This window comes from Mycobacterium sp. E3198 (assembly GCF_001667015.1).
GTDB lineage: Bacteria > Actinomycetota > Actinomycetes > Mycobacteriales > Mycobacteriaceae > Mycobacterium.
Map to the genome: position 1 here is coordinate 29,269 of NZ_LZIS01000044.1, position 22,650 is coordinate 51,918.

Below are 22,650 nucleotides of genomic sequence, written 5' to 3' on the forward strand. Positions count from 1 at the left end.
CGACCCCTGCTGTAGGTTACGTTTAGTATGTACTGAACGAACTGATTGAGGCCATGTCACCGGAAGAGACCGAGTTCGTCGACCGCCTTGGGTTGTTCTTCGAGCTCCTCGGCGCCACCCGCACGATGGGTCGGGTTTACGGGTGGCTTTTGATCTGCGATCCGCCGCAGCAGTCGTTGACCCAGCTGGCCGACGCGCTGTCGGTGAGCAAGGCATCGATCAGTACCGTCGCCCGCCAGCTGCTGGAAGGCGGCATGGTGCAGCGCTTGCCGAGCCCGAACCGCCAGCACCTCTACCGGGTCACGCCGGGCGGGTTCACCAGCGTCCTGGAAACGCAGCTCTCGCTGATGCGGCTGGGCATCGAGCCCGCCGACTTCGCCCTGTCGATGCTGGGTGCGGACCGCGCCGAGCAGCGGCAGCGCGTCGAGGATTTCCGCGATTTCTGCGAATTCTGCACCCGGGACTATCGCGACCAGCTGATGCGGATGTGGAGCGAGTATCGGGAGGGAAAAAGACAGCCATGACGATGGCGGACAAAGTCGACTTCAGCGACGTGGCGTGGGGATCGGTGGAGTGGACGAATCTGTGCACGCTGTACCTGCGGGCGTACGAAAGCGGTTCGCAGGCACCGATTCTGGGCGACACGGCGGCCGTCGAGGCGGTGGACCGCATCGAATACGACTGGGCCCGGATGCGACGCGCCATGCGGCCGGCATCCAACCAGTATCTGGTGACCATGCGCGCCAAACAGCTCGACGACTGGAGCGCCGGCTTCCTGCACCGCCACCCGAACGCCGTCGTGCTGCACCTCGGGTGCGGCATGGACACCCGGGCCTTCCGCCTGACTCCGCCGCCGACCGTGCAGTGGTTCGACGTCGATCAACCCGACGTGATCGCGTTGCGCCGCAAGCTCTACGAAGACGGCGATGGGTACCGGATGATCGGCTCGTCGGTGACCGACCAAGCGTGGCTCGATGAGGTACCCACCGATCGCCCGACGCTGATGGTCGCCGAGGGGCTCGTCATGTATCTCACCGGGGCCCAGGTGCGGGCGCTGCTGCACGGCATCACGGATCGGTTCGGCGGCGGCGAGCTCGCCTTCGACACCGTGTCGCCGATGGGGCCGCGGCTGTCCAAGGTCTTCACCAAGGGCATCACCAAGTGGGGCATCCGCGACGCTCGCGAACTCGAACGGTGGAACCCGCGGCTGCGCCTCCTCGAGCAGTCCTTCGTGGGGGCGCTCTGCGACCGCATCCCTTCGGCGCCGGTGCGGCTGTTGTGGCGGTTGGTCAACGCCACGCCGATGCGCAACTACGACGTGCTCAATCGCTTCGCGTTCTGACGCAGGCACATTGACGGGGCGCCGGGTCAACTGGCCAGTCCGCGCTCGGCCAGCGCCGGGATCCCCATCACGCGGTCGATCGCCGTGCCGACGCACCGCGGGTGCTCGCCCAGCAGCATGTGCCCGGCGCCGGGCCGGTGCAGGTGGGTGGAGTCCGGGATGCCCGCGGCGATGTCACGCGCGTGCTCGGCCGGGGTCGTTTTGTCCGCTCCCCCGCTGATGACGATCGTGTTGGCGACGATGGAGGCCAGCGCGGCGTACTGGTCGTAACGCTTGAGGCTGGGCAGGAATCCGGTCGCGGTCGCCAACGACACCGAGCGGATGGCGGACGCCGTGAGCGCGGCGGCCCCGCTCTGGTCGGCACCGGACAACTTGATCACACCGTCGAAGACGGGCCGCACCAATCCCTTGATCGCCCTGTCCATCGCGCGCCGGGGCAGGCGGTGGACGAGGTCGAACACCAGCTCCGTCGCGCGGGTGCCCAGCAGGCGGCCGAGCCCTCGCTCGGCGAGCCGGCCCGCCGCCGTGGCGACCAGGACCAGGCCCTGCGGTTCCACCGGACGATCGGCGGCGGGACGGCCCAGGTACGCGAGCGCCGTCATGCCGCCCATCGAGTGCCCGGCCAGCGTGAGCGGACCGCTCACCCGCAAGATCGTCAAGACTTCGGCGAGGTCGGCGGCAAGACGGTCGATTCGGTACGTGTGCATGTCGGCACCCGTCGAAGCGCCATGGCCCCGGTGGTCGTAGGTGATGATCCGAATCCGGTTGCCCCACTGACGCTTCAGGTGGCGAACCTGGAGTTCCCAACTCGCCTGGGTCAGGCAAAGGCCGTGCAGCAGCACCACGGTGTGGTCGCGGCCGGCGGGGTTGTGGTCGCGGACCGCCAGTCGCACGCCATCACTCGTGACGACCGTGCGCTCGACGTAGCCCCCGCGCTTCGCGTCCAATGCCGGTGGCGACGCCTCGGCGGTCGCGCGATAGGCATTTGTTCCCGTCGTCAATTCGGGCGCAGTGAACACGGCGGACTCCTGCTCGGTGCGATGTCGAGCGGCTCCCGACACCTTGTTGCACTCGAAGCTACGGATCGGCACCGGCGTTGACTCGCTTGTGCGCAATAGCCACGCAACAAGCGATTTTGAGCTTTTGCGCGTTGTGCTCAGGCGGTCGCGGCGGCCTGCCGCGACTCGGCGCTGACGACGTCAGAACGCCTCGGGATCACGTTGGACCTCGGCCGGCACCGGGTGGCGATACAGGCGAGACGCGTTCTCCCAGCTGAATTTCCGGATGACGTCCGGCGGCAAATCGCCGATTTGTTCGTGAACGGTCTCCTGGGTGTGCGGCCAGGTGGAGTCGCAATGCGGGTAATCGGCTTCCAGCATGATGTTGTCCACGCCGATCCGGTCACGCTGCACGAACGACGACTTGTCCTCCACCGCGCAGAACCAGAAGTTGCGGGTGAACACCTCCGCGGGAGTGAGGCTTTCGCCGAGCGCCTGCCAGGTGCCGTACATCGCGTGATAGCTGAGCATGTGGTCGAGGCGGTCGAGCAACCCCGCCACCCAACCGATCCCGCCTTCCGACAGGCAGATCTTCAGGTCCGGGAACCGGCTGGGAAGCCCGGAGTACAACCAGTCGACGGCGGCCGAGATCGCGTACGCGAAGAACAGGACGCCCTGCACATCCGGTGGCGCATCGTCGGTGGTGGACGGCGACGAGCCCGATGAGCCGATGTGCAGGTTCACCACGGTGCCCGTCTCCGCGCACGCAGCCATCATCGGGTCCCAGTGGCCGGAGTGAATGCTCGGCAGGCCGAGCATAGCCGGGTTCTCGCTGAAAGTGACGGCGTGAAAGCCGCGTTCGGCGTTGTCGTAGATCATCCTCGCGCCGAGCTCGGGATCCAGCAGCCACGGCAACTGGCAGGGAATGATGCGTTCGGGATACGACCCCGCCCACACCTCGAGGTGCCAGTCGTTCCACGCGCGCACGGAGGCCAACGCCAGGTCCCGATCCGCGGTCACCTGCTGCAGCCGCTGGCCGGCGAACCCGGGCAGGAAGGAGGGGAAGTTCAGCGACGCATAGACGCCGTTCAGATCCATGTCCTTGACGCGCGCATGGATATCCCATGCGCCCCTGCGCATCTCGTCGAACCGGACCGGCTCGAAGCCGTACTCCGCGACGGGCCGCCCCACCACGGCGTTGAATCCGACGTTGGGCAATTCCCGGCCGTCGTAGACCCACGTCTGCCCCCCATCGCCGGTCTCGACGACCTTGGGGGCGCGGTCGGCGAACTTCCGCGGCAACCGCCCGGTGAAGGTGTCGGGCGGCTCGACGATGTGGTCGTCGACCGAGATCAGCGTGTAGCGGCGGGGCGCCCGCGGCGGATCCGGCAGGAACGTGACCGAGCGCTGCTCGCCCGTCTTGGCCGTCGTGAAGTTCAGGTCACCGGCCAGCTCATCGATCGATTTCACTCGTCAATCTCCTTGCGGGGCGGCGTGCTTGAGTGTGCGGTGGCGGCTTTTGGTGTGCGCTGACGGCGCCGCCACTCGGCGTGTCGCCGCCGTGGATGCACAGTCAACGACCACGTTTCAGGCTCACGTGAGCACATCGGGGTCCGCCTTGATGGTCATCCGTGCGGCCCCCGCCCAGTAGACGTCGGCGGCGCGTTCGATCAGCGACCGCTGCATGCCCGCCATGTCGGACCAGTTCATCTTCACCGGGTCCTTACCGGTGAGCATGACGTCGTAAGCCAGCTTGCATACCCGCTCGATCGACGCCGCCCGGTACACGGCTTCCGGGAGGTTGCGGCCGGTCGCGATCACGCCGTGGTTGGCGAGAATCGTGAGGTTGGCACCGCCGATGCGCGCGGCGAGGTCCGCGGCGCGGGCGGGGCTGTCGATTTCCCCGTCGTACTCCTCGACGAGGCACAGGTCGTCGAGGTACAGCGAGCCGGTCTGGTGCACCAGTTCGGGGAGCCTGCCCAGCGCGGCCAGCACGCACACGTAGTAGGGGTGGTTGTGGATGACGACCCGGGCGTCGTCGCGCACCCGGTGCAGTTCCGTGTGAATGTGGATGGCGGGCGTGACATCCCAGCGACCGCGCACCACCCGCGCCTCGCTGTCGACGACGCAGATGTCGGCGGCGGTGAGTTCCTGCCACCACAGCCCCCACGGATTGACGAACATGTCCGTTTGGCCGTCGAGCTGCCAGGTGATGTGCCCGGCCATGTTCTCCGCGAATCCGACGGCGGCCAGGTGCCGGAACGCGACGGCGAGCGCCTGTTCGTGGGACAGCTCGACGCCGATCGGAGGCACCACCGATGGCGCCCACACCTCGAGGCCACCCCGCCGTGCGTCAGGAGTGTTCATGATCGGCCTCCATCCTGGTTCGAATATCCTCGCGGAGCAGGCCTTTGGCGACCTTGCCCCCGGACGATCGGGGCAGTTCATCGACGATGATGAGCCGCTCGGGCAGCAGCTCCTTGGAGACTCCCAGCGCCAGCAAGTGGTCGACGAGGACGGGCAGGTCGATGGTCTGCGAGTCGACGAGTTCGGCATAGACACAGACCTTTTCGCCGAACACCGGATCGGGCATCGCGACGGCCGCCGCCACCGCGATCGCGGGGTGCGTCGTGACGGTGTCCTCGACCTGGGTCGCGCTGATATTCTTGCCGCCGCGCAGGATGAAGTCGGAGGTGCGGCCGGTCACGGTCAGGTAGCCGTCCGCGTCGATCTCGCACAGGTCACCCATGCGCATCCACCCGTCGGCGGTGAACAGCGTGTCGTGGTCGGTGCCGCCGAGGTACCCGAGGCTGGTCGCCGGGCCGCGGCACGCGGGCTGGCCGCGCCCCGTCGCGGTGACGTCCCGATCCCCGTCGAAGAGCCGGACCGCCATTTCCGGAACGATCCGGCCGCCCGTGCGGAGTCGGCGTTCGCGCGAGTCATCGATTGTGGTGGCGCTGAGCAAACCGGTCTCGTTGGAGCCGTAGAACTGCAGGATCTTTGCGTCGGTCAGGTCCTCGAATTCGGCGGCCGGCCGGTACGGCAACGCCTCGCCGCCGGCGAAAACCACGCGCAGTGAACTCAGGTCATGCTCGCGACAAGCCGGGTCCGCCATCAGCATCGTCAATTGCGTGCTGACACAACACAACACGGTCGCCCGGTGGCGCGCGATCGCCTCGCATGCCGCGCGCGCGGTGAACCGCCGCATGATCACCGCGGTGGCGCCGAGGTAGATCGGGGTGGTGTGGCTGGTCCACAGCCCGAAGCCGAACGGCGTGGGGATGACGGGCAAGAAGATGTCATCCGGCGTCAGCAATCCGTTGGCGACGGCTTTCTGGTGAAAGTAATGCCATCGGTTTTGGGTGTGTACCACGCATTTGGGCAGGCCGGTCGTCCCGGAGGTGGAGTTGATGAGGAAGACGTCGTCGGGTCCCAGTTGTGCGTCCGCGTCCACCGCCCTGGGCCGTGTGCGCGCGTTGAGCCTGAGCGCGCCGGGATCGCCGTCCATCACCAGGGCGGACACCGAGGCGTCAGCGGCCGCCTGCGCGGCGGTCGGACCGCGCTCCGGGTCGCTGATCAGGATCTTTGGTTGCGAACTGCGCAGTATCGCGGCCACCTCTCGGGTCCCGGCGCGCGCTCCGATGCCGACGACGACGGCGCCGCACCGTTCGATCGCCACGAAAAGCACATGGATGGCGGCGGAATCGCCGTGCCACACCGCGATTCGATCGCCGCGCCGCACACCGTTGCCGGCCAGCTCCTCCGCCAGTGTGGTTGCCGCATCGTCGAATTCATGCCAACTCAGCGACGCGCCGAGGTGGTCGACATAGGCGAGGCGATCCGGTGCGATTTCGGCGTTGCGGCGCACCGCGTCCGACAGGGTGGAATCGGACCACCAGCCGGCGGCGCGGAACAGGTCCGCATCCTCGTCGGCGAATGCCGGCGAGCCCACGGTATCCAGCCCACCGGCGCCCATCACCAAATGATAGGAAAACCGCTCGCCGTTCAGTCAGGAAGCCCGGCCGCTAGGGATTCTGCGGGGCGGGGGTGTTGTGCTGGTTGGCGCCCGCGGTGCCCGGACGAGCGTGGCGCGTCGGGCAGGTGCGGTGTGGGATGCAACCACAGTTGAGGCCGATGATGCAGGGGCTCCCGCCGACGGGCTGCACGGGGATGGCGCCGCCCCCGTCGCTGCCGGGCCCGGACGGAGAGCTGGCTGCGCGGCTCAGCGGCGCTGAAGCACCGGCCTGCCCGTCCAGGCCCAATCCGACCGCAAAGAGCAGCGCGGCGCCGCCGCAGACCGCGGCCGCCCGCGTGGCTTTGCGGTTCGTCATGGTCACCAACTGTAATTTCCGTTCGCGGGATGCGCACCGCGACACAGGGTGCTTTAGTCAAACCCGATGCAAGCTCCCAGCACAGGAGGCGGTGGCCGGTGAGGACCACGCGGATTGCCCGGCTTTGGCCGGGGCTGCTCAGCGGCGCCGCCGCCGGGGCCGCCGGAACCACCGCGCTCGACGTGATCACCTACCTGGACATTGCGGTGCGGGGGCGCCCGACGAGCACGACGCCCGAACGAACCGTCGAGGCGATGTCGAGGCTGTTCGGCCTGACGGTGCCGGGCACCAGTGACGTCTTGGCCAACCGGCTCCTCGGCCTCGGCGCGCTGACCGGATACGCGGCGGGGATCGGGATGGGCGTGCTCCTGGGACTGGCCTACGCGCTGGGATGGCGCCCGGGCCTGCTGGTGGCCACGCTGGTCGCGACGGCGATCGCCCTTTTCGGCACCAACGGGCCGATGACCGTGCTCGGGGTGACCGACCCGCGAACCTGGGGCGTCGCCGGGTGGATCAGCGATCTGATCCCGCACCTGGGATACGGCGTGGTCACCGCGCTGATGCTGCACCGCCTCTACCGCAGTTGGGATCGGTAGCGGCCGTCGCGTCGTCCACTTGCGCGACGAACTCTGTCGTCGCAAGGAGGAACCCGCGCATGAAGACCAAGGCCGCAGTCCTGCTGTCCGGGGCGCTGGTCGCTGTGTTGCTGCTGTTGCGCTATCTCGCGCTGAGCCGAGCCGGCCTGCCGCTGGGGTGGCTGCTCTACCTCGGGCTGCCGATCACCGCGGCCGGCGTGCTGTTCGCGCTGCGGCTCATCAACCTGGGCGCGGGATGGGGCGCCAGGGATACGACGCGGCCCGCGCCCCCGATAGCGCTCTCGTATCCGGAACCGCCCGTGCCGGTTTCGGAGCGTTTCAGGGAACTCGAGGCGCTGCGCGCCGCCGGCGCCATCTCCGACGCCGAGTACGCCGCGCGCCGCCAGCACATCATCACCGAGCGGTGAGTGGGCACGCGTGGCCATCGCGGTAACTGATCGCGGCCATCAATCTCGGGCATGGTGACGGGTCAACGTCGAACGCCGCTGTGGCGTTGTCCCGGATATGGCGATAGGACTATCGGGCATGACCACCACCACGCGACGGCTCGACCTGTACCGATCCTCCGGGCGCACGTTCAGCGCCGACGGCATCGCATCGTTTGTGCTCGAGAAGGGCCCGCCGGACGCGCCGGCGGTGGTGTGTGTGCATGGCGTTCCCGCGTCGGCCTACCTCTACCGCAAGGTGATCCCGGAGTTGGCCGCCCGGGGGTTGCGGGGCATCGCGGTCGACCTGCCGGGACTGGGATTCGCCGAGCGGCCCGCCGGCTTCGACTACAGCTGGAGCGGACTCGGCCGCTGGCTGCTCGCGGCGATCAACGCCTTGGGGCTCGACCGGTTCCACCTCGTGGTCCACGACATCGGCGGACCCGTCGGCCTCGAGGTGGCCGCCGCCGTGCCGGAGCGGGTGCTTTCGCTGACGCTGTTGAACACGATCATCGAAGTGGAATCGTTTCACCGGCCGTGGCCGATGGAACCGTTTGCGCACCGCGGGATCGGCGAGGCGTGGCTGGCATCGATGCGCGTGCCGGGCGCCTTCTCGTCGATCATGCGGCTGGTGGGGGTGAGCCGCCGGGTGCCGGCCGCCGACCTCGCCTGCTGGGTGCCGCTGCTGTTCGGCGACGACGGCGGGCGGGCATTCCTGAAAATCATGCGCGGCTTCGAGCTGACCGCCGCCAAGCAGCGGCACTACGTCGACGCCGTCCGCGACACGTCTTTCCCGGTGCAAATTGTGTGGGGCGCGCGCGACGCGATGCTCCCGTGGCGGCGTTACGGCGTGCAGGCGCAGCGCGCCACCGGTGTGGCGGAGCCAATCCTTCTGCCCGCCAAGCACTTTCTTCAGGAGGACTACCCCGAGGAGATAGCCGAGGCGGTGAGCCGCATCGCGACGGGGCGGCGCTAGCCCTGAACCGTGGGGCGAATGACGATCTTGCCGATCTCGACGTCGTCGGGTTGCTCGATCGCGAAAGCGATGGCGCGCGCGACCGCCGCCGGCGGCAATCCGAAGGCGCTCATGGTGCTTCGGATCTGGTCGCGCAGTGCGGTGTCGTCGACGGAGCTGTCGAGTTCCGTGTCGACGAAACCCGGCGATATCGACGTCGTCCGGATCACGCCGGCGGTCGACTCCTGACGCAGCCCTTCCATCACGGTCCGGACGGCATTCTTGGTCGCCGCGTAGACGGCCATGGTGGGCACGATCTTCAGCCCGGCCGTCGATACGGCCGTCACGAAGTGGCCTCGTCCCTGGCGACGGAAGACCGGCAGGGCCGCGGCGATGCCGTGCAGCACCCCGCGCAGATTGACGTCGATCATCGCCGACCAACCATCGGCGTCCAGGTCCGCCACCGGACCGATTTTGCCGATCCCGGCATTGCTGACGAGCACGTCGAGGGAACCGAATTGCTCGACGGCGGCACCGACCAGCCGGTCGAGGTCCTCGCGGCGCGTGACATCGGTGGGACAGGTGAGCACCCTCCCTCCGTGGTCCCGGATCTCATGTGAGATGTCGTCGAGGCGCTCGGCGCGGCGCGCGCCGAGAACGACGCTGGCGCCACGCTCGGCAAGCAGCCGCGCGGTCGCCTCACCGATCCCGCTGCTGGCCCCCGTAATCGCGACGACCTTGCCTTCGACGTTGCTCATCGGAGAAATCCCTTCCTAAGCCCCCAAGCGCAGGCAAATCCGTCGATGTCTCGTATTGTCTCCTCTGTGCTGATTGGGTTCCTGCTCGCGCTGGGTTGCTCGATTTGCTACGGCACTGCGTCGGTGCTGCAGGCCGTCGCGACACGATCGGTGGAAGCCGCAAGCAAATCGGGCGTCGACGCCGTGCTGCTGATGCGCGCCGTCCGGCAGTGGCGATATGTGGTCGGCATCGGTCTCGATGGCCTCGGGTTTCTGCTTCAGGTGTTGGCGTTGCGGTTGGTTCCGATCTATGTCGTCGCCGCGGCGCTCGCCGCCTCCATCGCGGTCACCGGCATCGTGTCCGCGTGGGTGCTGTCGGCGCGGCTGTCACGCGCTGAGTGGACGGCCGTCGGCGTGGTCTGCGTGAGCCTGGCCGCGCTCGCCTGCGCGGCCGGACCGGGGCACTTCCGTCGCGCACCCGCCGGGCTCGGCTGGGCGCTCATCGGCGTGGTCGCCGCGATCTTCGTCGCCGGTGCCGCCGCGGGCCGGCTGAGCGATCGCGAGCGCGCGCTTGCGCTCGGGTTCGGCGCCGGAAGCGGTTTCGGTGTCGTCGAGGTCGGTGTGCGCCTGATGGACGTGATGGATCCGACCAAGGCCGCCTTCTACACCAACCCGGCCCTGTACGCGGCGGCCGGGGGCGGTGCCGCGGGATTCCTCTTGCTTACCTCCGCCTTGCATCGCGGATCGGTGACCACGACGGTGGCCGCGATGGTCGTCGGCGAAACGATCGCCCCGGCGCTCGTGGGCGTGGTGTGGCTGGGCGACAGCGCCCGCGACGGTCTCGGCTGGTTGGTCGTCCTCGGATTCGTGGTGGCGGTGTCGGCAACCCTGGTGTTGGCCCGGTTCGGCGAAGCCCCCACGCCCGCCGAGGCCGGTTAGGGCGCCGCGACGGTATACGTCGTGCCGCGCGGGTGGCGCGTCCACAGGACGCCGCCCTGCGCGTCGATGCCGGCGGCGATCAACTGCCGCTTCAGGATTTTGTTGGTGGCCGTCGCCGGCAGGTCGTCATTGATGCGCACATAGCGCGGCCACGCCTTGGGCGACAGGTCGGGTTGCGAGGCGAGGAATTTCTCCAAATCCTCTGGCTGGAAGTCTGTTTCGTCGCGCAGCACGAAGGCCGCCATCAACTGATCGCCGACACGTTCGTCCGGCACCGCGTAGACGGCCACCTGGCTGACTTGCGGCAACCGCTCCAGGATCCGCTCGATCGGCGCCGCGGCGAGGTTTTCGCCGTCGACCCGCATCCAGTCGGCCGTGCGGCCGGCCAGATAGACCCAGCCATCGGCGTCGCGGTAGGCCAGGTCGCCAGACCAGTACATGCCGTGCCGCATGCGCTGGGCCGTCGCGGACGGATCGTTGTAGTAGCCGGTGAACGGTCCCGCGCCCTGGGTGTTGACGAGTTCGCCGACCGCGTCGTAGAAGTTGGTCAGGGCGCCGTGTTCGTCGAATGTTGCGACCGCGCACTCGGTCAGGGTGCGCGGGTTGTAGATGCTGACCCCGGGGTACGGCTTGCCGATCGACCCCGGCGGGGCGCCGTCCTCGCGGACGACGATCACCGCGAACTCGCTGGAGCCGAAGCTGTCGATGACCCGGCACCCGAAACGCCGTGCGAATTCGTCGATGTCGCGGTCGGTGGCCTCGTTGCCGAACGCGACGCGCAGGGTGGTGTCGGCGTCGTCGGGACGTTCGGGCGTGGCGAGGATCAGCGCGAGCGGCTTGCCGACGTAGTTCAAGTAGGTGACCCGGTGGCGGCGCACGTCGTCGATGAAGCGCGACGGCGAGAACTTGGCCGGCACCATGGTCGCGCCGCTGCCGACGGCCACGGCCCACCCGGCGGCGATGCCGTTGGAGTGAAAAAGCGGCATCGACAGGTAGCAGACGTCGTCGGCGGTGACGTCGTACTGGAAGATCAGGCTGGCCCCGCACATGATCGCCATCCCGTGCGCGAACCGGACGGCCTTGGGGTCGCCGCTGGTCCCGGACGTGAAGATCATCATCAGGGTGTCGGCGGCGGTGACCTCGCGGTGGACAACGAGCGGCGGCGCCGCGGCCACCAGGTCCGTGTAGCGCCGTGAGCTGACATCGATGACCTGAATTCCGTTGAGATCCAACCCGTCCAGCAGTGGCGAGTGCTCCCGGTCGACGAGGAGGAGCTGGCAGTCGGAGCGCCGGATATCGCCGAGCAGCCCGGCGCCACGGCGGGTGGTGTTGATGCCACACAACACGTAGCCGCCCAGCGCGGCGGCCGCCATGGCGCGCAGCATCGCCGGGGAGTTGGTGAGAAGGGCCCCGACGTGCAGCGGACGGTTGGGGTCGGCGAGGCCGATCAGCGCGGCGGCCTCGGCCTCGGCCTCGGCCAGGTGTTGCCGCCACGTCCAGGTCCGCTCGCCGTGCGCGATCGCGGCGGTGTCGTCGTTGCGGCGCCGCCGCAAGAGCTGCTGAACCGTCTCCGGTCCCGGTTGGCTCATCGGGTCGTCAGGACCAATCCGGCGTAGTTCCGATCGACGACCGCTTCGCAATGCCGACGGTAGGTGCCGAATCCGCCGGCATAGGGCATGAAGATCCGTTTCTTGCCTTCGATATTGGCGCCCAGATACCAGGAGGATGCCGCTCTCGGAAACAGCGTTGCCTCGGCGGCTTTCGCGACGTGGTCGGTCCAGGCGTCGGCGGCGTCGCGGCGGGGTTCGACCTCGTTGACGCCGAGGCGGCGCGCGGTCAGCATCAGCTCGATGACCCAGTCGACCTGGACCTCGGCGTGCAGCACCATGTTGGCGAGCACGGACGGGCTGCCGGGCCCGCTGATGGTGAACAGGTTGGGCAGGCCCGGGACCATGAGCCCGAGGAAAGTCACGGGGCCGTCGGCCCAGATGTCCCGCAGCCGGTCTCCCCTGGGACCGCCCGGGTTGATGCGGGTCAGTGCGCCGGTCAGCGCGTCGAATCCGGTCGCGAAGACCAGGACGTCGCAGGGATAGGTCGCGGCACCGGTCCGCACTCCCTCGGGGACGATCGCGTCGACGGGCTCGCGGCGCAGGTTCACCAGCCGGACGTTGTCGCGGTTGAAGGTCGCGTAATAACCGGCGTCGGTGCAGATTCGCTTCGTCCCGATCGGGTGATCGACCGGGATGAGGTCCGCGGCGACGACGGGATCGTGGACGATCTCGCGGATGCGCTCCTCCGCGAACTTGCGCGCGATGTCGTTGGCGGCCGGATCGGAATTCTGGTCGGGGAAGGTCTTGGCGAACAGCACACCCCCCTCGCGCCAGCGCCGCCACAGCGCTTCGATCCGCTCGTCGGGGTCGGTGTCGAGCGCCTTCTTGTGATAGGTGCCATGCGGCGTGCCCGCGGACGCGTAGGCCGACATCCGGCGCCGCTGGGGGTACTCCTCCCGGATCCGCACCTGTTCCTCCGCCGACCAGGGGCGGTTGGGCATCGGGATGCTGTAGTTCGCCGACCGCTGGAACACCACGAGCCGCTCGGCCTGCGCGGCCATGACCGGAACCGCCTGAATCCCAGACGAACCCGTGCCGATCACCCCGACCCGCTTGCCGCGCAGGTCGGGATCCTCGCGGGGCCACGCCGCCGTGAAGTACACCTCCCCGGCGAAATCGTCGACGCCGGGGATGTCCGGCCGGTTCACCGCCGACAGACAGCCCGTCGCGCACACGAGAAACCGTGCGGCGTGCGTCTCGCCGCTCCCCGAAACGTCATGGGTGTGAACCTGCCAGCCGCCCGCGTGGAATTCGGCCCCGGTCACGTCGACGCCGAACCGGTAATGCCGGCGCAGATCGAAGCGGTCGGCCACGTGGCACAGGTAGGCCAGGATCTCCGGTTGCGCGGCGAAACGTTCGCTCCACGTCCAGCTCTGCTGCAACTCTTCGTCGAAAGAGTAGGAGTAGTCGACGCTTTCGACGTCACACCGTGCGCCCGGGTACCGGTTCCAGTACCAGGTGCCGCCCACGTCGGGAGCCGCCTCGATGCCGATCACCGACAGGCCCGCCGAGACGGCCCGGCGCACGGCGTAGAGCCCGGCGAATCCGGCGCCGATGACGATGACGTCGGTGTCGGTCATGTCGACGCGCACCGGGCGGGATCCAGCAACTCCCGCAGGTCGCCCCACACCAGCTCGCGCGCCGAGGTGGCCGGCGGGAACGACTGAATCGTCATGAAGCCGTGGAACAAACCGGGAAAGTCGCGGTGCACGACCGGCACGCCCGCGGCGCGCAGGCGGCGCGCGTAGTCGCATCCCTCGCTGTGCAAGGGATCCAGGCCGGCCGTGACGATGATTGCGGGCGGGAGGTCCTCGAATCGATCCGCGCGGGCCGGCGCAACCAGCCAGGGCGGGTCGAAAAGCCTTTCACCGCCCAGGTATTGGCGCCAATACCATTGCATCGCGGCCCGGGTGTTGAAGCATCCGGTGGCGTAGCGGTGGTAGCTGTCGGTGTCGAACGAGGGATCGACGGCCGGGTACAGCAACAGCTGGGCGGCGGGCCGCGCTGCGCCGCGGTCGCGGCACAGGATCGCGGTGACCGCCGCGAGGTTCCCGCCGGCGCTGTCGCCGGCGACCGCGGTCCGCGCCGCGTCGATGCCGAGGCCGTCGGCGTGTTCGATCACCCAGCGGTAGGCGGCGAAAGCGTCCAGGGCGGCCGCGGGTGCGGGATGCTCGGGGGCCAGGCGATAGCCGACGGACACCACGACGGCTTGGTTGCCGCGGGCCAGGGCCCGGCAAAACCCGTCGTGGGAGTCGATGTCGCAGAAGACGAATCCGCCGCCGTGGTAGAACACGATGCCGGGGCGGTGCCCGAGGTCCCCGTGCGGGTGGTAGATCCGCACGGGGATGGGCCCGGCGGGGCCCGGGACGGTGTGGTCGATGGTGTTGCGGACGTCGTCGATGTTGGCGGCGGGCACGCGGCGCGCGGCGACGGCGGCCCGCGCCTCGGGACCGGTCATTGTCTCGACGCGGGGGAAGCCGGCGTTCAACTCGCGCAGCATCGCCTGCACAGTGTCGTCGATGGCGTCGATGCCGTGGTCCATGTGCGCCTCCGCCCGCACGGTTGCGCCGGTCATTGCGGCCGGTACTTCAGCAAGGTGATTCCGCTGTCAAGATCGTAGAACACCGGTCGCACCCGCATTCCGATTCGAATGTCGGCCGGGTCGACGTCGACCAGTTCGGTGCTGATCCGCGGCCCGGCATCCCATTGCACCACCGCGAGCAGCTGCGGCACCGCGGCCGCCCAGGGCGGGCCGGTGGGTCTGCGGGCCACGGTGTAGGTGTACAACGTTCCGGCGCCGTCGATTTCGCGCCACTGAAGGTCGTCGGCGAGCGAACCCGGGGCCAGGGTCCGGGGGTAGAAGACGTAGCGCCCCAGCGACGGCGAATACTGCACGACGATGCGGTGCGCAGCCAGGCCGTCCCAGAAGGGCCGGGAGACGGGCGTGGGCTCGGGAACGGGATAGGTCACCGTTAATCCCCCCGCATCAGGAGTGCGACCTGCTCGCTCATGATGCCGCCGTTGCCGGTGACGAACCCGGTGTGGCAGTCGCACACCTGCGCGGCGCCGGCTCTGCCCATGATCTGGCGCGCCGCGTCGACCACGTGGTGCATGCCGCCGGCCATCCCGGCCTGGCCGAAGGACAATTGGCCGCCGGCGGTATTGAGTGGGAAGTCGCCGCGGTGGGTCAGGTCGTGGTCGGTAACCCACGCCATGCCCTCGCCTTTGGCGCAGAAGCCGGCGTCTTCGAGGCTCATCAACACCGTGATGGTGTAGCAGTCGTAGATCGACGCGACGTCGACGTCGGTGCGGCCCAGCCCGGCCATCGCGAACGCCCTGTCGGCGGCGCGGGCGATCGGGGTGTGCAGCAGGTCCTCGGCGTAGGTGGGGGTCTTGAACGCGATGTGCTCACCGAAGCCCGTGATCCACACCGGGCGATGGCGGCCTCGGCGCGCGATGTCGGCGTTGGCGATCAACACGCCGGCTCCCCCGTGCACCCGCATCACCGTCTCGAGCATGTGGATGGGGTCGGCGATCATCGGGCTCGCGAGGACGTCGTCGATCGTGAGCGGCGTGCCGTGGAAGACCGCACCGGGATGCGCGCGCGCGTTGGTGCGCTGGTCGACCGCAATCTTGGCGACGGCGGCGGGATCGTAGCCGAACTCGGCGGCGTAGCGCTGGGCGATTTGGGCGTAGGGCGCGTTTTGGCCGACGTTCCCGTACGGGATCTCGAATTCGGCCTGTGGCGACCCGTAGTTGTTCGACGACGCCCCATACCAATTTGGTTCGGGCGACGGCCTTTTCGCGGACTGCGGCTGCGCCGCCGAGCCGGGGACCACCGCCAGCACCGCGTCGCAGATGCCGAGCTCGACGGCGGCCGCCGCCCGCCAGACCATTCCCGCCGAGGTCGCTCCGCCCAAGTCGACGCGCTCCCCGAAATCCAACGGCAGGCCCAGGTATTCGCACAACGTCGCGGGCGCGAACATCGCGGACTCGGCCACGCCGTGGGTGAGCAGGCCGTTGACGCACGCCGGCTCGACACCGGCGTCCTCGATGACCAACTTCGCCAGCAGCGCGTACTGGTCGAGGGTGAACCGCGGGGGCCCGGTGGGGCGCTTTTCGGCGGGCAGCTCGGCGATGCCGACGATGGCCGCCTCGCCGCGCAGTCCCGTCACGCCGGCGTCCCGCGCCGCGGCAGCTCGACCGTCGCGGTCCCGGGCATCAGCACGGTGGTGCCGCGGCGGCCGGAGATCTCGAGATCGACCAGCCCCGCGCCGCTTTCGCCGAGGCGCTTGCCGGTGACCTCCCCACCGAAGCTGAGCGGCTGGCCGGGATACGCGACAGCCCGGTTCTGCACCGAGAACGACACCAGGCGGCCGCGCCCGCCGATCCAGTCGCCGATCGCGCGGGCCAGCAGCGCCGCCTGCAGCGGGCCCTGGACCAACACGTCGTCGTAGCCCTCCACCGTGCGGGCCCACTGTTTGTCGTAGTGGATGCGGTGCCCGTTGTAGGTGGCGGCGCTGAAGAAGAAGAGCTGCGTCTCGTCGACGGTGATCCTCAGCGTCGGCATGTGGTCGCCGACGGCGATGTCGTCGTAGAACACCTGCTGGTCGGTCATCGTGCTCCTAGGGACGGGCGATCATCGAAGTCGATGCTTCGGCCAGCAATTCGCGGCTCTGGTTGCGGTACGCCGTGTGCCAGGTGACCAGGACGAATCGGCCCGAGCGGCCCTGCTTTTCGACGATGGACTCGATGGTGCGGATCATCTCGATCTCGTCGCGGTGGTAGGCCGGCAGGTGGAACGTGAAGCTCTCCCCACCGGCCATCCGCTTGGGGGCGCGCGGAAACGCGAGGCTGCCGGAGACCGCGCCGGAGGACCCGTCGGGCCGCAGCGCCTCGAGGTGTGTGACGCCGAGTACGGCGTATTGCAGGAACAGCGGGGGGCAGATGATGTCGCGAAACCCGTTGGCGCGGGCGTACTCCGGGTCGAACCAGAGCGGGTTGTGGTCACCGACGGCCGCCGCCCAGCGCTGCCAATCGCGCCGGTTGACCTCGCCGCCGGCCGATGCGGCGACGGTGCCCACCCGCGCCGCCGATTCGGCGTCGATCAAAGACTCATCACTCACCGGCGTTCTCCTCCAGGGTTTCTTCCAGCCATGCCGCGGCGACGTCGGCTCCGCCGCCGAGGGTCGCGCCGAGGCGCGCCCGTTCGCTCCACAGATGCAGGTCGGTCTCGGTGACGTAGCCCATCCCGCCGTGCAATTGGTGGGCGTCCTGGGTAATCAGCCTGGCCGCCGTGGCGGCGCGCATGCGTGCGATTGCCGTTTCCCTGCTCGCCAGCCGACCGCGCCCCAGCCAGAAGACCGCCGAATGCGCCGCCAATCGCGCCGCGGCCAGCGCGATGTGCATGTTGGCGATCAGGTGCTGCGCGGCCTGGAAGGACGCGATCGGGCGCCCGAACTGGTGACGCAGCTTGGTGTAATCGACGGTGCGATCCAGGACCGCCTCCCCGACGCCGACCAGGTCGGCCGACCCCAGCGTCACCGCGATGTTCGCGACGCGCCGCAGCGCCGGCCGGTCGGCGTCACCCAGCAGCGCGTCGGCCCCGGCGACCACATGGTCGAAGCGCACGGTGAACGCCCGGTGACCGCCGGCCAGGGCCAGCGGCTCCGTGGTCACCCCGGCCGCGTGCGCGTCTACGACGAAGGCCAGCGTTCGCCCGGGGGCGGCCGCCGACACCACGATGAGGTCGGCGACGTCCGCGTCGGCGACGTAGTCGGCGGTCCCGCTGAGGCGCCAGGCGCCGCCCGAGTCGGGTTCGGCCGACAGCGCCGGCGAGACGACCGCGGCGTCACGGGCGCTCCACAGCGCCGCCGTGCCGCGAACGCTGCCGGTTGCCAGCGGCGGCAGCCAGCGGTCCTTGGCCTCCGGCGCCGCCAGCCGGTCGATCGCCAGCGCGGCCCCGACGCAGCTGTGCACGGTCGTCGGGCACAGGGCGCGGCCCGCCTCCGTGTAGAAGACGGCGAGATCCTCCAGCGCGCCGCCGGAGCCGCCGTAGCGCTCGGCGATGGCGAGCCCGAAAATGCCGGCGTCGGCCAAGGCCTTCCAGAGGGCCGGTGTGGTGCGGTCGGCGCCGGGTTCGTGCAGGCCGCGCACCAGGGCGACGGTGCTCTCCGCCGACAGCAGCGCGCGCAACATCGAGGCGAACTCGCGCCGCTCGGCGCCGGGCCTAACGTCCATACGAGGGCATTCCGTGGCCGCGCTGGGCGATGATGTCGCGCAGGACTTCGTTGGTGCCCCCGCCGAAACGCATCAACGGGGCGGCCCGGTACAGGCGTTCGAACTTTCCGCCCAGCGGCGCGTCCCGGCCGCGGTGTGCGAGCAGGCCGTCGGGCCCCAGCAGATCGAGCGCCAGGTCGGCGATGCGCTGACGCAGCTCGCTGGTGAAGACCTTCTCGACGCTGACCTCCACGGTCGGGATGACGCCGCCGGCCAGAATCGATGCGGCCTCGTAGCCCATCAGCGTGGCCACCTCCACGTCGGCCTCGACGAGCGCCAGGCGGCGCCGCAGCGCCGGGTCGCGCGCGGGCACCGTGCCGTCGCGGCGTGGGCTTCGGGCGAGTTCGCGCAAGTCGTCGACGGCGCGGCGCAGGTCGCCCGCGTTCGTCAGCGCGCCGCGTTCCAGGTCGAGCGCGCCGGTGATGTACGTCCACCCCCGGTTGACTTCGCCGATCAGATTGGTGACCGGGACCCGCACGTCGCGAAAGTGCACCTCGTTGGTGCGATAGCCCGACCACGCGTAGAGCGGGCGGATCTCGACGCCCGGGCTGTCGATCGGCACGATGATGACCGAAATCCCCTTGTGGCGCACCGTAGTTGGATCGGTGCGCACGCACAGCCATTCGTGGGTCGCGCGCTGCGCCCCGCTGTTCCAGATCTTGGTGCCGTTGATCACCCATTCCGGGCCATCGAGCGTCGCCCGGGTGCGCAGATTCGCCAGGTCGGTTCCCGCATCGGGTTCGGAATACCCCACGGCGCAAATCATTTCGCCTTTGGCGATCGGCGGTAGCCATTCCTCCTTGTTCCGCTCGGTACCGTGGCGCATGATCATCGGCGCCACGGAGGTGACCGTGAGATCGGGTCCGGGCACGCCCCAGTATTCGAACTCGCTCATCAGCAGGTGCTGATGAATGGCGCCCAACCCGAGCCCCCCGTATTCGCGGGGCCAGTTCAGCCCGAACCAGCCCTTCTCGCCGATCTTGCGGCGAAACCGTGCCACCTCGCCGCCGGGCAACTCCAGATCGTGCTGCGCGAGTTCGGCTCGTAGTTCGGCGGTGGCGTTCTGTTGCAGGAAATCGCGAACCTCGGTCAGCCACTCTCGTTGGCCGGCGTCGAGTTCGAAATCCATTCCGGCAACCTAACCCTTCCATCGGGCCGCGTCAGCGTTACGGCGGTCGGCCGTGCTGCCCTTATTTTGTCGCGCGCGTTCACCCGCGCCTCATCCGCTGGGCGCCCGGATGTAAAAACGCTGTCAATCTCCCGTAAAATCGCTTCGCCCACTTCGCGGATACGCGCGCCGGCTGCGAAAATTTGGGTCATGCCCACGCTTGAGACACGCCTCCGCCAGGAGTTGCGCGATTGCGCCCTTGAGTTACGGCAACTTGCGTACACGGTCCCCAACGGGGTCGGCGAACATGCGCTGCTGCAGCTGTCGGACCGGATGCGGGCCGCCGCCGAACAGGCGATCCGGAGGGGCGCCTAGGCAGCGCATCGAGCGTGCGCTCAGTGCTTTGAGTGTGCGTCTGGGGCCAGGATTTCGCGATTTCGCCGCCCTGAGCGCACACCGAAAGCCGCCAGCGCACACCCGATGCCGATGGGCCCTCAGCCGGCCCTGAGCCGGATCTTCCAGCGCACGAAGCCCAGGTAGAGGCCACTGAGCAGCACCAGCATGCCCATGTCGAACCACCACGCGCCGAGCGTGTGGCGCCAGTGCGAGTCGTGCGGCACCGACGGCACCGCCTGTTGCAGCGTCAGCAGGTCGACGGTGGAGGCCGATGCCGCGAAGCCCCACCTGGCCGGTGTGGCCCAAGACATTTGGTCCAGCCCGACGCGATCGGTGACCGGAATCATGCCGCCGGAGAACACCAGCTGCGACATGACCGCCACGACGAGCAACGGCATGATCTGCTCGTTGGACTTGGCGATCGACGACAAGACCAACCCGAGCATCGCCGAGGCGACGGTGGTCATCGCGACGTCGACGAACAGCTCCACATTGGGCATGCCCAACGCCACGGCGCCCTGCGTCGGCCCGCCCTTGCCGATGATCGCGATGACGGTGACGATTGCGGACTGAATGACCGCGAACACCGTGTAGACAAACACCTTCGCCAGCAGGTACGCCGACGTGGACAGGCCAACCGCCTGCTCGCGCAGGAAGATCGCGCGCTCACCGATCAGATCGCGAATCGTCAGCGCGGTTCCCATGAACACCGCACCGACGTTGAGCAACACCAGGATCTGTCCGGGTTCGGTGGGCGCGGCGCCCATCGGGTTCGGCTTGCCGAACCCGACGTCGCCGGGCACCGACATCGACAGCGAGCCCATGATGAACGGCAGCAGCGCCAAGAAGACGAAGTAGCCGCGGTCGGAGACGATCAACCGCACCTGGCGCCGCGCGATCGTGGAGAACTGCCGAAGCAGGCTGGTGTGCGACGGGTCGCCGATTTCGGCGGGTTGCTCGGCCGGCGGTGGGGGCGGCGGCGGGCCCGTCCGCGCCAGGTAGCGCGCCTTGGCGCCGTCGGGGTCGCCCGCGACCGTGCTGAAGATGTCGGCCCAGTTCGTCGTGCCCATCGCCGGGCCGATCTGGCTGGGCGGCCCGCAGAACGCGGTCTTGCCGCCGGGTGCGAGCAGCAGCACCTGATCGCACACGTCCAGGTAGGTCAGCGAGTGGGTGACCACGAGCACCACCCGGCCGGCGTCGGCCAGTTGCCGCAGCATGGTCATGACCTGCCGGTCCAGCGCCGGGTCCAGGCCCGACGTCGGCTCGTCCAGGATCAGCAGCGACGGCCCGGTCAGCAGCTCCAGCGCGACCGAGGCGCGTTTGCGCTGGCCGCCGGACAGCTTGTCGACCCGGGTGTGCAGGTGCTGGGTCATCTCGAGTTCCTCGAGGACCCGGGCCACCACCTGGGCGCGGTCGTCCTTGGTGGTGTCGGGCGGCAGCCGCAGTTCGGCGGCGTACATCAGGGCCTGCTGCACCGTCAGCTGCCCGTGCACCACGTCGTCCTGCGGCACCATCCCGATCCTGCTGCGCAGGGAGGCGTACTCTGCGTGCACGTTGTGGCCCTCGAAGGAAACGGTGCCCTTGCTCGGGTGCGTGTAGCCGGCCACCAACCGGGCGAACGTCGACTTGCCCGCACCCGACGGGCCGATGACGGCCGTCAGGGTGCCGGGCTGGGCGCCGAGCGAGATGTCGTCCAGCAGGACCTTGTTGTTCTCGATCGTCCACGTCACCCCGCGCACGTCGAGGCCGCCGGTGCGGGTCGCGGTCGCGGTCTCGTCGCGGCGGGCCAGCGTGCCGCCGGCGAAGACGAGGTCGATGTTGCCGATCGTGACGACGTCGCCGTCGTGCAGCATCGCCGATTCGACGCGGGCGCCGTTGACGAACGTGCCGTTGATGCTGCGGTTGTCGCGAATTTCGGTGCCGTGCGGTGTGGGGACGAGGGTGGCGTGGTGGCGGGAGGCCAGCACCTCGGGAATGACGATGTCGTTGTCGTTGGCCCGGCCGATCTTGATCGCGCCGGGCATGGACTCCACCGACGTGCGGCCCGGCCGCAAAATTTTCATCATCGACGTCGCGATGTTGGTGGAATCGCCGACGTGGCCCGTCTCGGCGGCCGCGGGCTCCGCGACCCGGCCGGTCTCCGGCTCCACCGCGGGGGCGTGCGGCACCTGACCGGTTTGTGGGCGGTAGATCTTCGGCGCCGGCTGCGGTCCGCTGGGCGGTTGCATGGGCTGGAACCCGCTGGGCGGATGAACGGGTTGCGGCCCGCTGGGCGGGTGGATCGGCTCCGGCCCGCTGGGCGCGTGGATCGGCCGCAGCCCGGGCGGATGCGGTTGCTGGCGGACCGGTCCCGACGGCTGCGGCGGCTGACCGGGCCAGTGCTGGCCGACCTGCTGCGGCTGGCTGTGCGGCGCCCCGGGCCCCGGTCCGCTCGCGGGGTTGAAGATCGGGATCGATGTCGTCAAGGGGGGCCGGCCGGCCAAACCCTGGTGGCGGCCGACCTCGAACGTCAGCGCCGGGCCGTCGGGGTTGCCGATGTTGATCCGCATGCCGTCCTGGATGTCGACGGCGGGGACCCGACGATTCTGGACGTAGAGCCCGTTGAGGCTGCCGTTGTCGATGGCAATCCATCTGCCCTGGTCGAATCGCACGATGAGGTGCGTCCGGGAAATCAGCGGGTGTGCGACGCGGACGTCCGCGCGGAGATCACGCCCGATGACGACGTCCGTGCCTGCTGCGAAGGTGCGCTCGGATCCCTCGTACCGGACGGTCAGCACAGGTGGGACTGGTGGGCTCACGAGGACCAACTGTATCGGCAGCGGCGCCGATTGCGACCCAAGTCGTCGACGCGGTTCACGATCGTCGGGTCAGCGGTCGGGATCAGCGATGACGTGAGTTAGCGCGAAGCAGGCAACTGACCGCCGAGGGAATTAG

General features: G+C 69.1%; 23 protein-coding genes. 7 read left to right on the forward strand and 16 right to left on the reverse strand.

Annotation, left to right across the window (positions count from 1 at the left end; genetic code table 11):
• The first annotated feature begins 53 nt into the window (after positions 1 to 53).
• Positions 54 to 524 (forward strand): GbsR/MarR family transcriptional regulator, encoded by a 471-nt coding sequence (locus A5673_RS05275; RefSeq protein WP_068228037.1) that lies wholly within the window; start codon positions 54 to 56, stop codon positions 522 to 524.
• Between the two features lie 2 nt (positions 525 to 526).
• Positions 527 to 1,342 carry a class I SAM-dependent methyltransferase gene (locus tag A5673_RS05280; RefSeq protein ID WP_197518299.1) on the forward strand — a complete coding sequence of 272 codons (816 nt, stop codon included), beginning with the start codon at positions 527 to 529 and terminating at the stop codon, positions 1,340 to 1,342.
• 26 nt (positions 1,343 to 1,368) lie between these two features.
• Here the strand turns inward: A5673_RS05280 and A5673_RS05285 are convergent, their stop codons facing one another.
• The 5 genes from A5673_RS05285 to A5673_RS05305 form a co-directional block, all read right to left on the reverse strand.
• Positions 1,369 to 2,361 (reverse strand): alpha/beta fold hydrolase, encoded by a 993-nt coding sequence (locus A5673_RS05285; RefSeq protein WP_068228179.1) that lies wholly within the window; start codon positions 2,359 to 2,361, stop codon positions 1,369 to 1,371.
• Positions 2,362 to 2,541: 180 nt separating this feature from the next.
• The gene (locus A5673_RS05290) at positions 2,542 to 3,810 is read right to left on the reverse strand and encodes an amidohydrolase family protein (RefSeq protein WP_068228043.1); all 1,269 of its coding nucleotides are present in this window, start codon (positions 3,808 to 3,810) and stop codon (positions 2,542 to 2,544) included.
• A gap of 123 nt (positions 3,811 to 3,933) precedes the next feature.
• Entirely contained in the window at positions 3,934 to 4,707 is a 774-nt protein-coding gene (locus A5673_RS05295) for a class II aldolase/adducin family protein (protein WP_068228045.1), read from the reverse strand.
• Positions 4,694 to 6,316 (reverse strand): class I adenylate-forming enzyme family protein, encoded by a 1,623-nt coding sequence (locus A5673_RS05300; protein ID WP_068228048.1) that lies wholly within the window; start codon positions 6,314 to 6,316, stop codon positions 4,694 to 4,696. The genes A5673_RS05295 and A5673_RS05300 overlap by 14 nt, the downstream gene beginning before the upstream one ends.
• Positions 6,317 to 6,365: 49 nt before the next feature.
• A complete protein-coding gene (locus tag A5673_RS05305) occupies positions 6,366 to 6,671 on the reverse strand; it encodes a hypothetical protein (protein WP_068228050.1) in 306 nt (101 codons plus the stop codon).
• Positions 6,672 to 6,769: 98 nt separating this feature from the next.
• Between A5673_RS05305 and A5673_RS05310 the strand changes: the two genes are divergently transcribed.
• From A5673_RS05310 to A5673_RS05320, 3 genes are all read left to right on the forward strand, one after another.
• Positions 6,770 to 7,267: a hypothetical protein gene (locus A5673_RS05310; protein WP_068228053.1), complete on the forward strand. Its 498-nt coding sequence runs from the start codon at positions 6,770 to 6,772 to the stop codon at positions 7,265 to 7,267.
• A gap of 59 nt (positions 7,268 to 7,326) precedes the next feature.
• Positions 7,327 to 7,674 (forward strand): SHOCT domain-containing protein, encoded by a 348-nt coding sequence (locus A5673_RS05315; protein WP_068228056.1) that lies wholly within the window; start codon positions 7,327 to 7,329, stop codon positions 7,672 to 7,674.
• Positions 7,675 to 7,792: 118 nt separating this feature from the next.
• On the forward strand, positions 7,793 to 8,668 hold the full coding sequence (locus A5673_RS05320; RefSeq protein WP_068228060.1) for an alpha/beta fold hydrolase: 876 nt from the start codon (positions 7,793 to 7,795) through the stop codon (positions 8,666 to 8,668).
• Here A5673_RS05320 and A5673_RS05325 read toward each other — a convergent pair.
• Positions 8,665 to 9,405, reverse strand: a complete 741-nt coding sequence (locus A5673_RS05325) for an SDR family oxidoreductase (RefSeq protein ID WP_068228064.1) — start codon at positions 9,403 to 9,405, stop codon at positions 8,665 to 8,667. The genes A5673_RS05320 and A5673_RS05325 overlap by 4 nt on opposite strands.
• Positions 9,406 to 9,459: 54 nt before the next feature.
• Here A5673_RS05325 and A5673_RS05330 point away from each other — a divergent pair, with 54 nt between their 5' ends.
• On the forward strand, positions 9,460 to 10,323 hold the full coding sequence (locus A5673_RS05330; protein ID WP_156747876.1) for a DMT family transporter: 864 nt from the start codon (positions 9,460 to 9,462) through the stop codon (positions 10,321 to 10,323).
• Here the strand turns inward: A5673_RS05330 and fadD1 are convergent.
• Genes fadD1 through A5673_RS05375 form a run of 9 tightly spaced genes read right to left on the reverse strand, consistent with a single transcriptional unit; the run spans position 10,320 to position 19,341 of the window.
• Complete coding sequence (fadD1, locus tag A5673_RS05335; RefSeq protein WP_068228073.1) at positions 10,320 to 11,912, reverse strand: fatty-acid--CoA ligase FadD1; 1,593 nt, start codon at positions 11,910 to 11,912, stop codon at positions 10,320 to 10,322. The two genes, A5673_RS05330 and fadD1, sit on opposite strands and share 4 nt — an antisense overlap.
• Positions 11,909 to 13,513, reverse strand: a complete 1,605-nt coding sequence (locus tag A5673_RS05340) for an NAD(P)/FAD-dependent oxidoreductase (RefSeq protein ID WP_068228182.1) — start codon at positions 13,511 to 13,513, stop codon at positions 11,909 to 11,911. The genes fadD1 and A5673_RS05340 overlap by 4 nt, the downstream gene beginning before the upstream one ends.
• A complete protein-coding gene (locus A5673_RS05345; protein WP_231970897.1) occupies positions 13,510 to 14,508 on the reverse strand; it encodes an alpha/beta hydrolase in 999 nt (332 codons plus the stop codon). The genes A5673_RS05340 and A5673_RS05345 overlap by 4 nt, the downstream gene beginning before the upstream one ends.
• Positions 14,505 to 14,903, reverse strand: a complete 399-nt coding sequence (locus A5673_RS05350; RefSeq protein ID WP_068228076.1) for a Zn-ribbon domain-containing OB-fold protein — start codon at positions 14,901 to 14,903, stop codon at positions 14,505 to 14,507. The genes A5673_RS05345 and A5673_RS05350 overlap by 4 nt, the downstream gene beginning before the upstream one ends.
• 2 nt (positions 14,904 to 14,905) lie before the next feature.
• A complete protein-coding gene (locus A5673_RS05355) occupies positions 14,906 to 16,108 on the reverse strand; it encodes a thiolase family protein (RefSeq protein ID WP_068228081.1) in 1,203 nt (400 codons plus the stop codon).
• Positions 16,105 to 16,551, reverse strand: coding sequence for a MaoC family dehydratase (locus A5673_RS05360; RefSeq protein ID WP_068228083.1), 447 nt, complete (start codon positions 16,549 to 16,551; stop codon positions 16,105 to 16,107). Before A5673_RS05360 ends, A5673_RS05355 begins: the two co-directional genes overlap by 4 nt.
• Positions 16,552 to 16,558: 7 nt before the next feature.
• On the reverse strand, positions 16,559 to 17,059 hold the full coding sequence (locus A5673_RS05365; RefSeq protein ID WP_068228086.1) for a MaoC family dehydratase N-terminal domain-containing protein: 501 nt from the start codon (positions 17,057 to 17,059) through the stop codon (positions 16,559 to 16,561).
• Complete coding sequence (locus A5673_RS05370) at positions 17,052 to 18,173, reverse strand: acyl-CoA dehydrogenase family protein (RefSeq protein ID WP_068228088.1); 1,122 nt, start codon at positions 18,171 to 18,173, stop codon at positions 17,052 to 17,054. Before A5673_RS05370 ends, A5673_RS05365 begins: the two co-directional genes overlap by 8 nt.
• Positions 18,163 to 19,341: an acyl-CoA dehydrogenase family protein gene (locus tag A5673_RS05375; RefSeq protein WP_068228091.1), complete on the reverse strand. Its 1,179-nt coding sequence runs from the start codon at positions 19,339 to 19,341 to the stop codon at positions 18,163 to 18,165. Before A5673_RS05375 ends, A5673_RS05370 begins: the two co-directional genes overlap by 11 nt.
• A 189-nt stretch (positions 19,342 to 19,530) precedes the next feature.
• Between A5673_RS05375 and A5673_RS29450 the strand changes: the two genes are divergently transcribed.
• Entirely contained in the window at positions 19,531 to 19,695 is a 165-nt protein-coding gene (locus A5673_RS29450) for a hypothetical protein (RefSeq protein WP_197518297.1), read from the forward strand.
• A gap of 119 nt (positions 19,696 to 19,814) precedes the next feature.
• Here A5673_RS29450 and A5673_RS05380 read toward each other — a convergent pair whose 3' ends face one another.
• Positions 19,815 to 22,523, reverse strand: coding sequence for an FHA domain-containing protein (locus A5673_RS05380; RefSeq protein ID WP_068228094.1), 2,709 nt, complete (start codon positions 22,521 to 22,523; stop codon positions 19,815 to 19,817).
• Between the last annotated feature and the right edge of the window lie 127 nt (positions 22,524 to 22,650).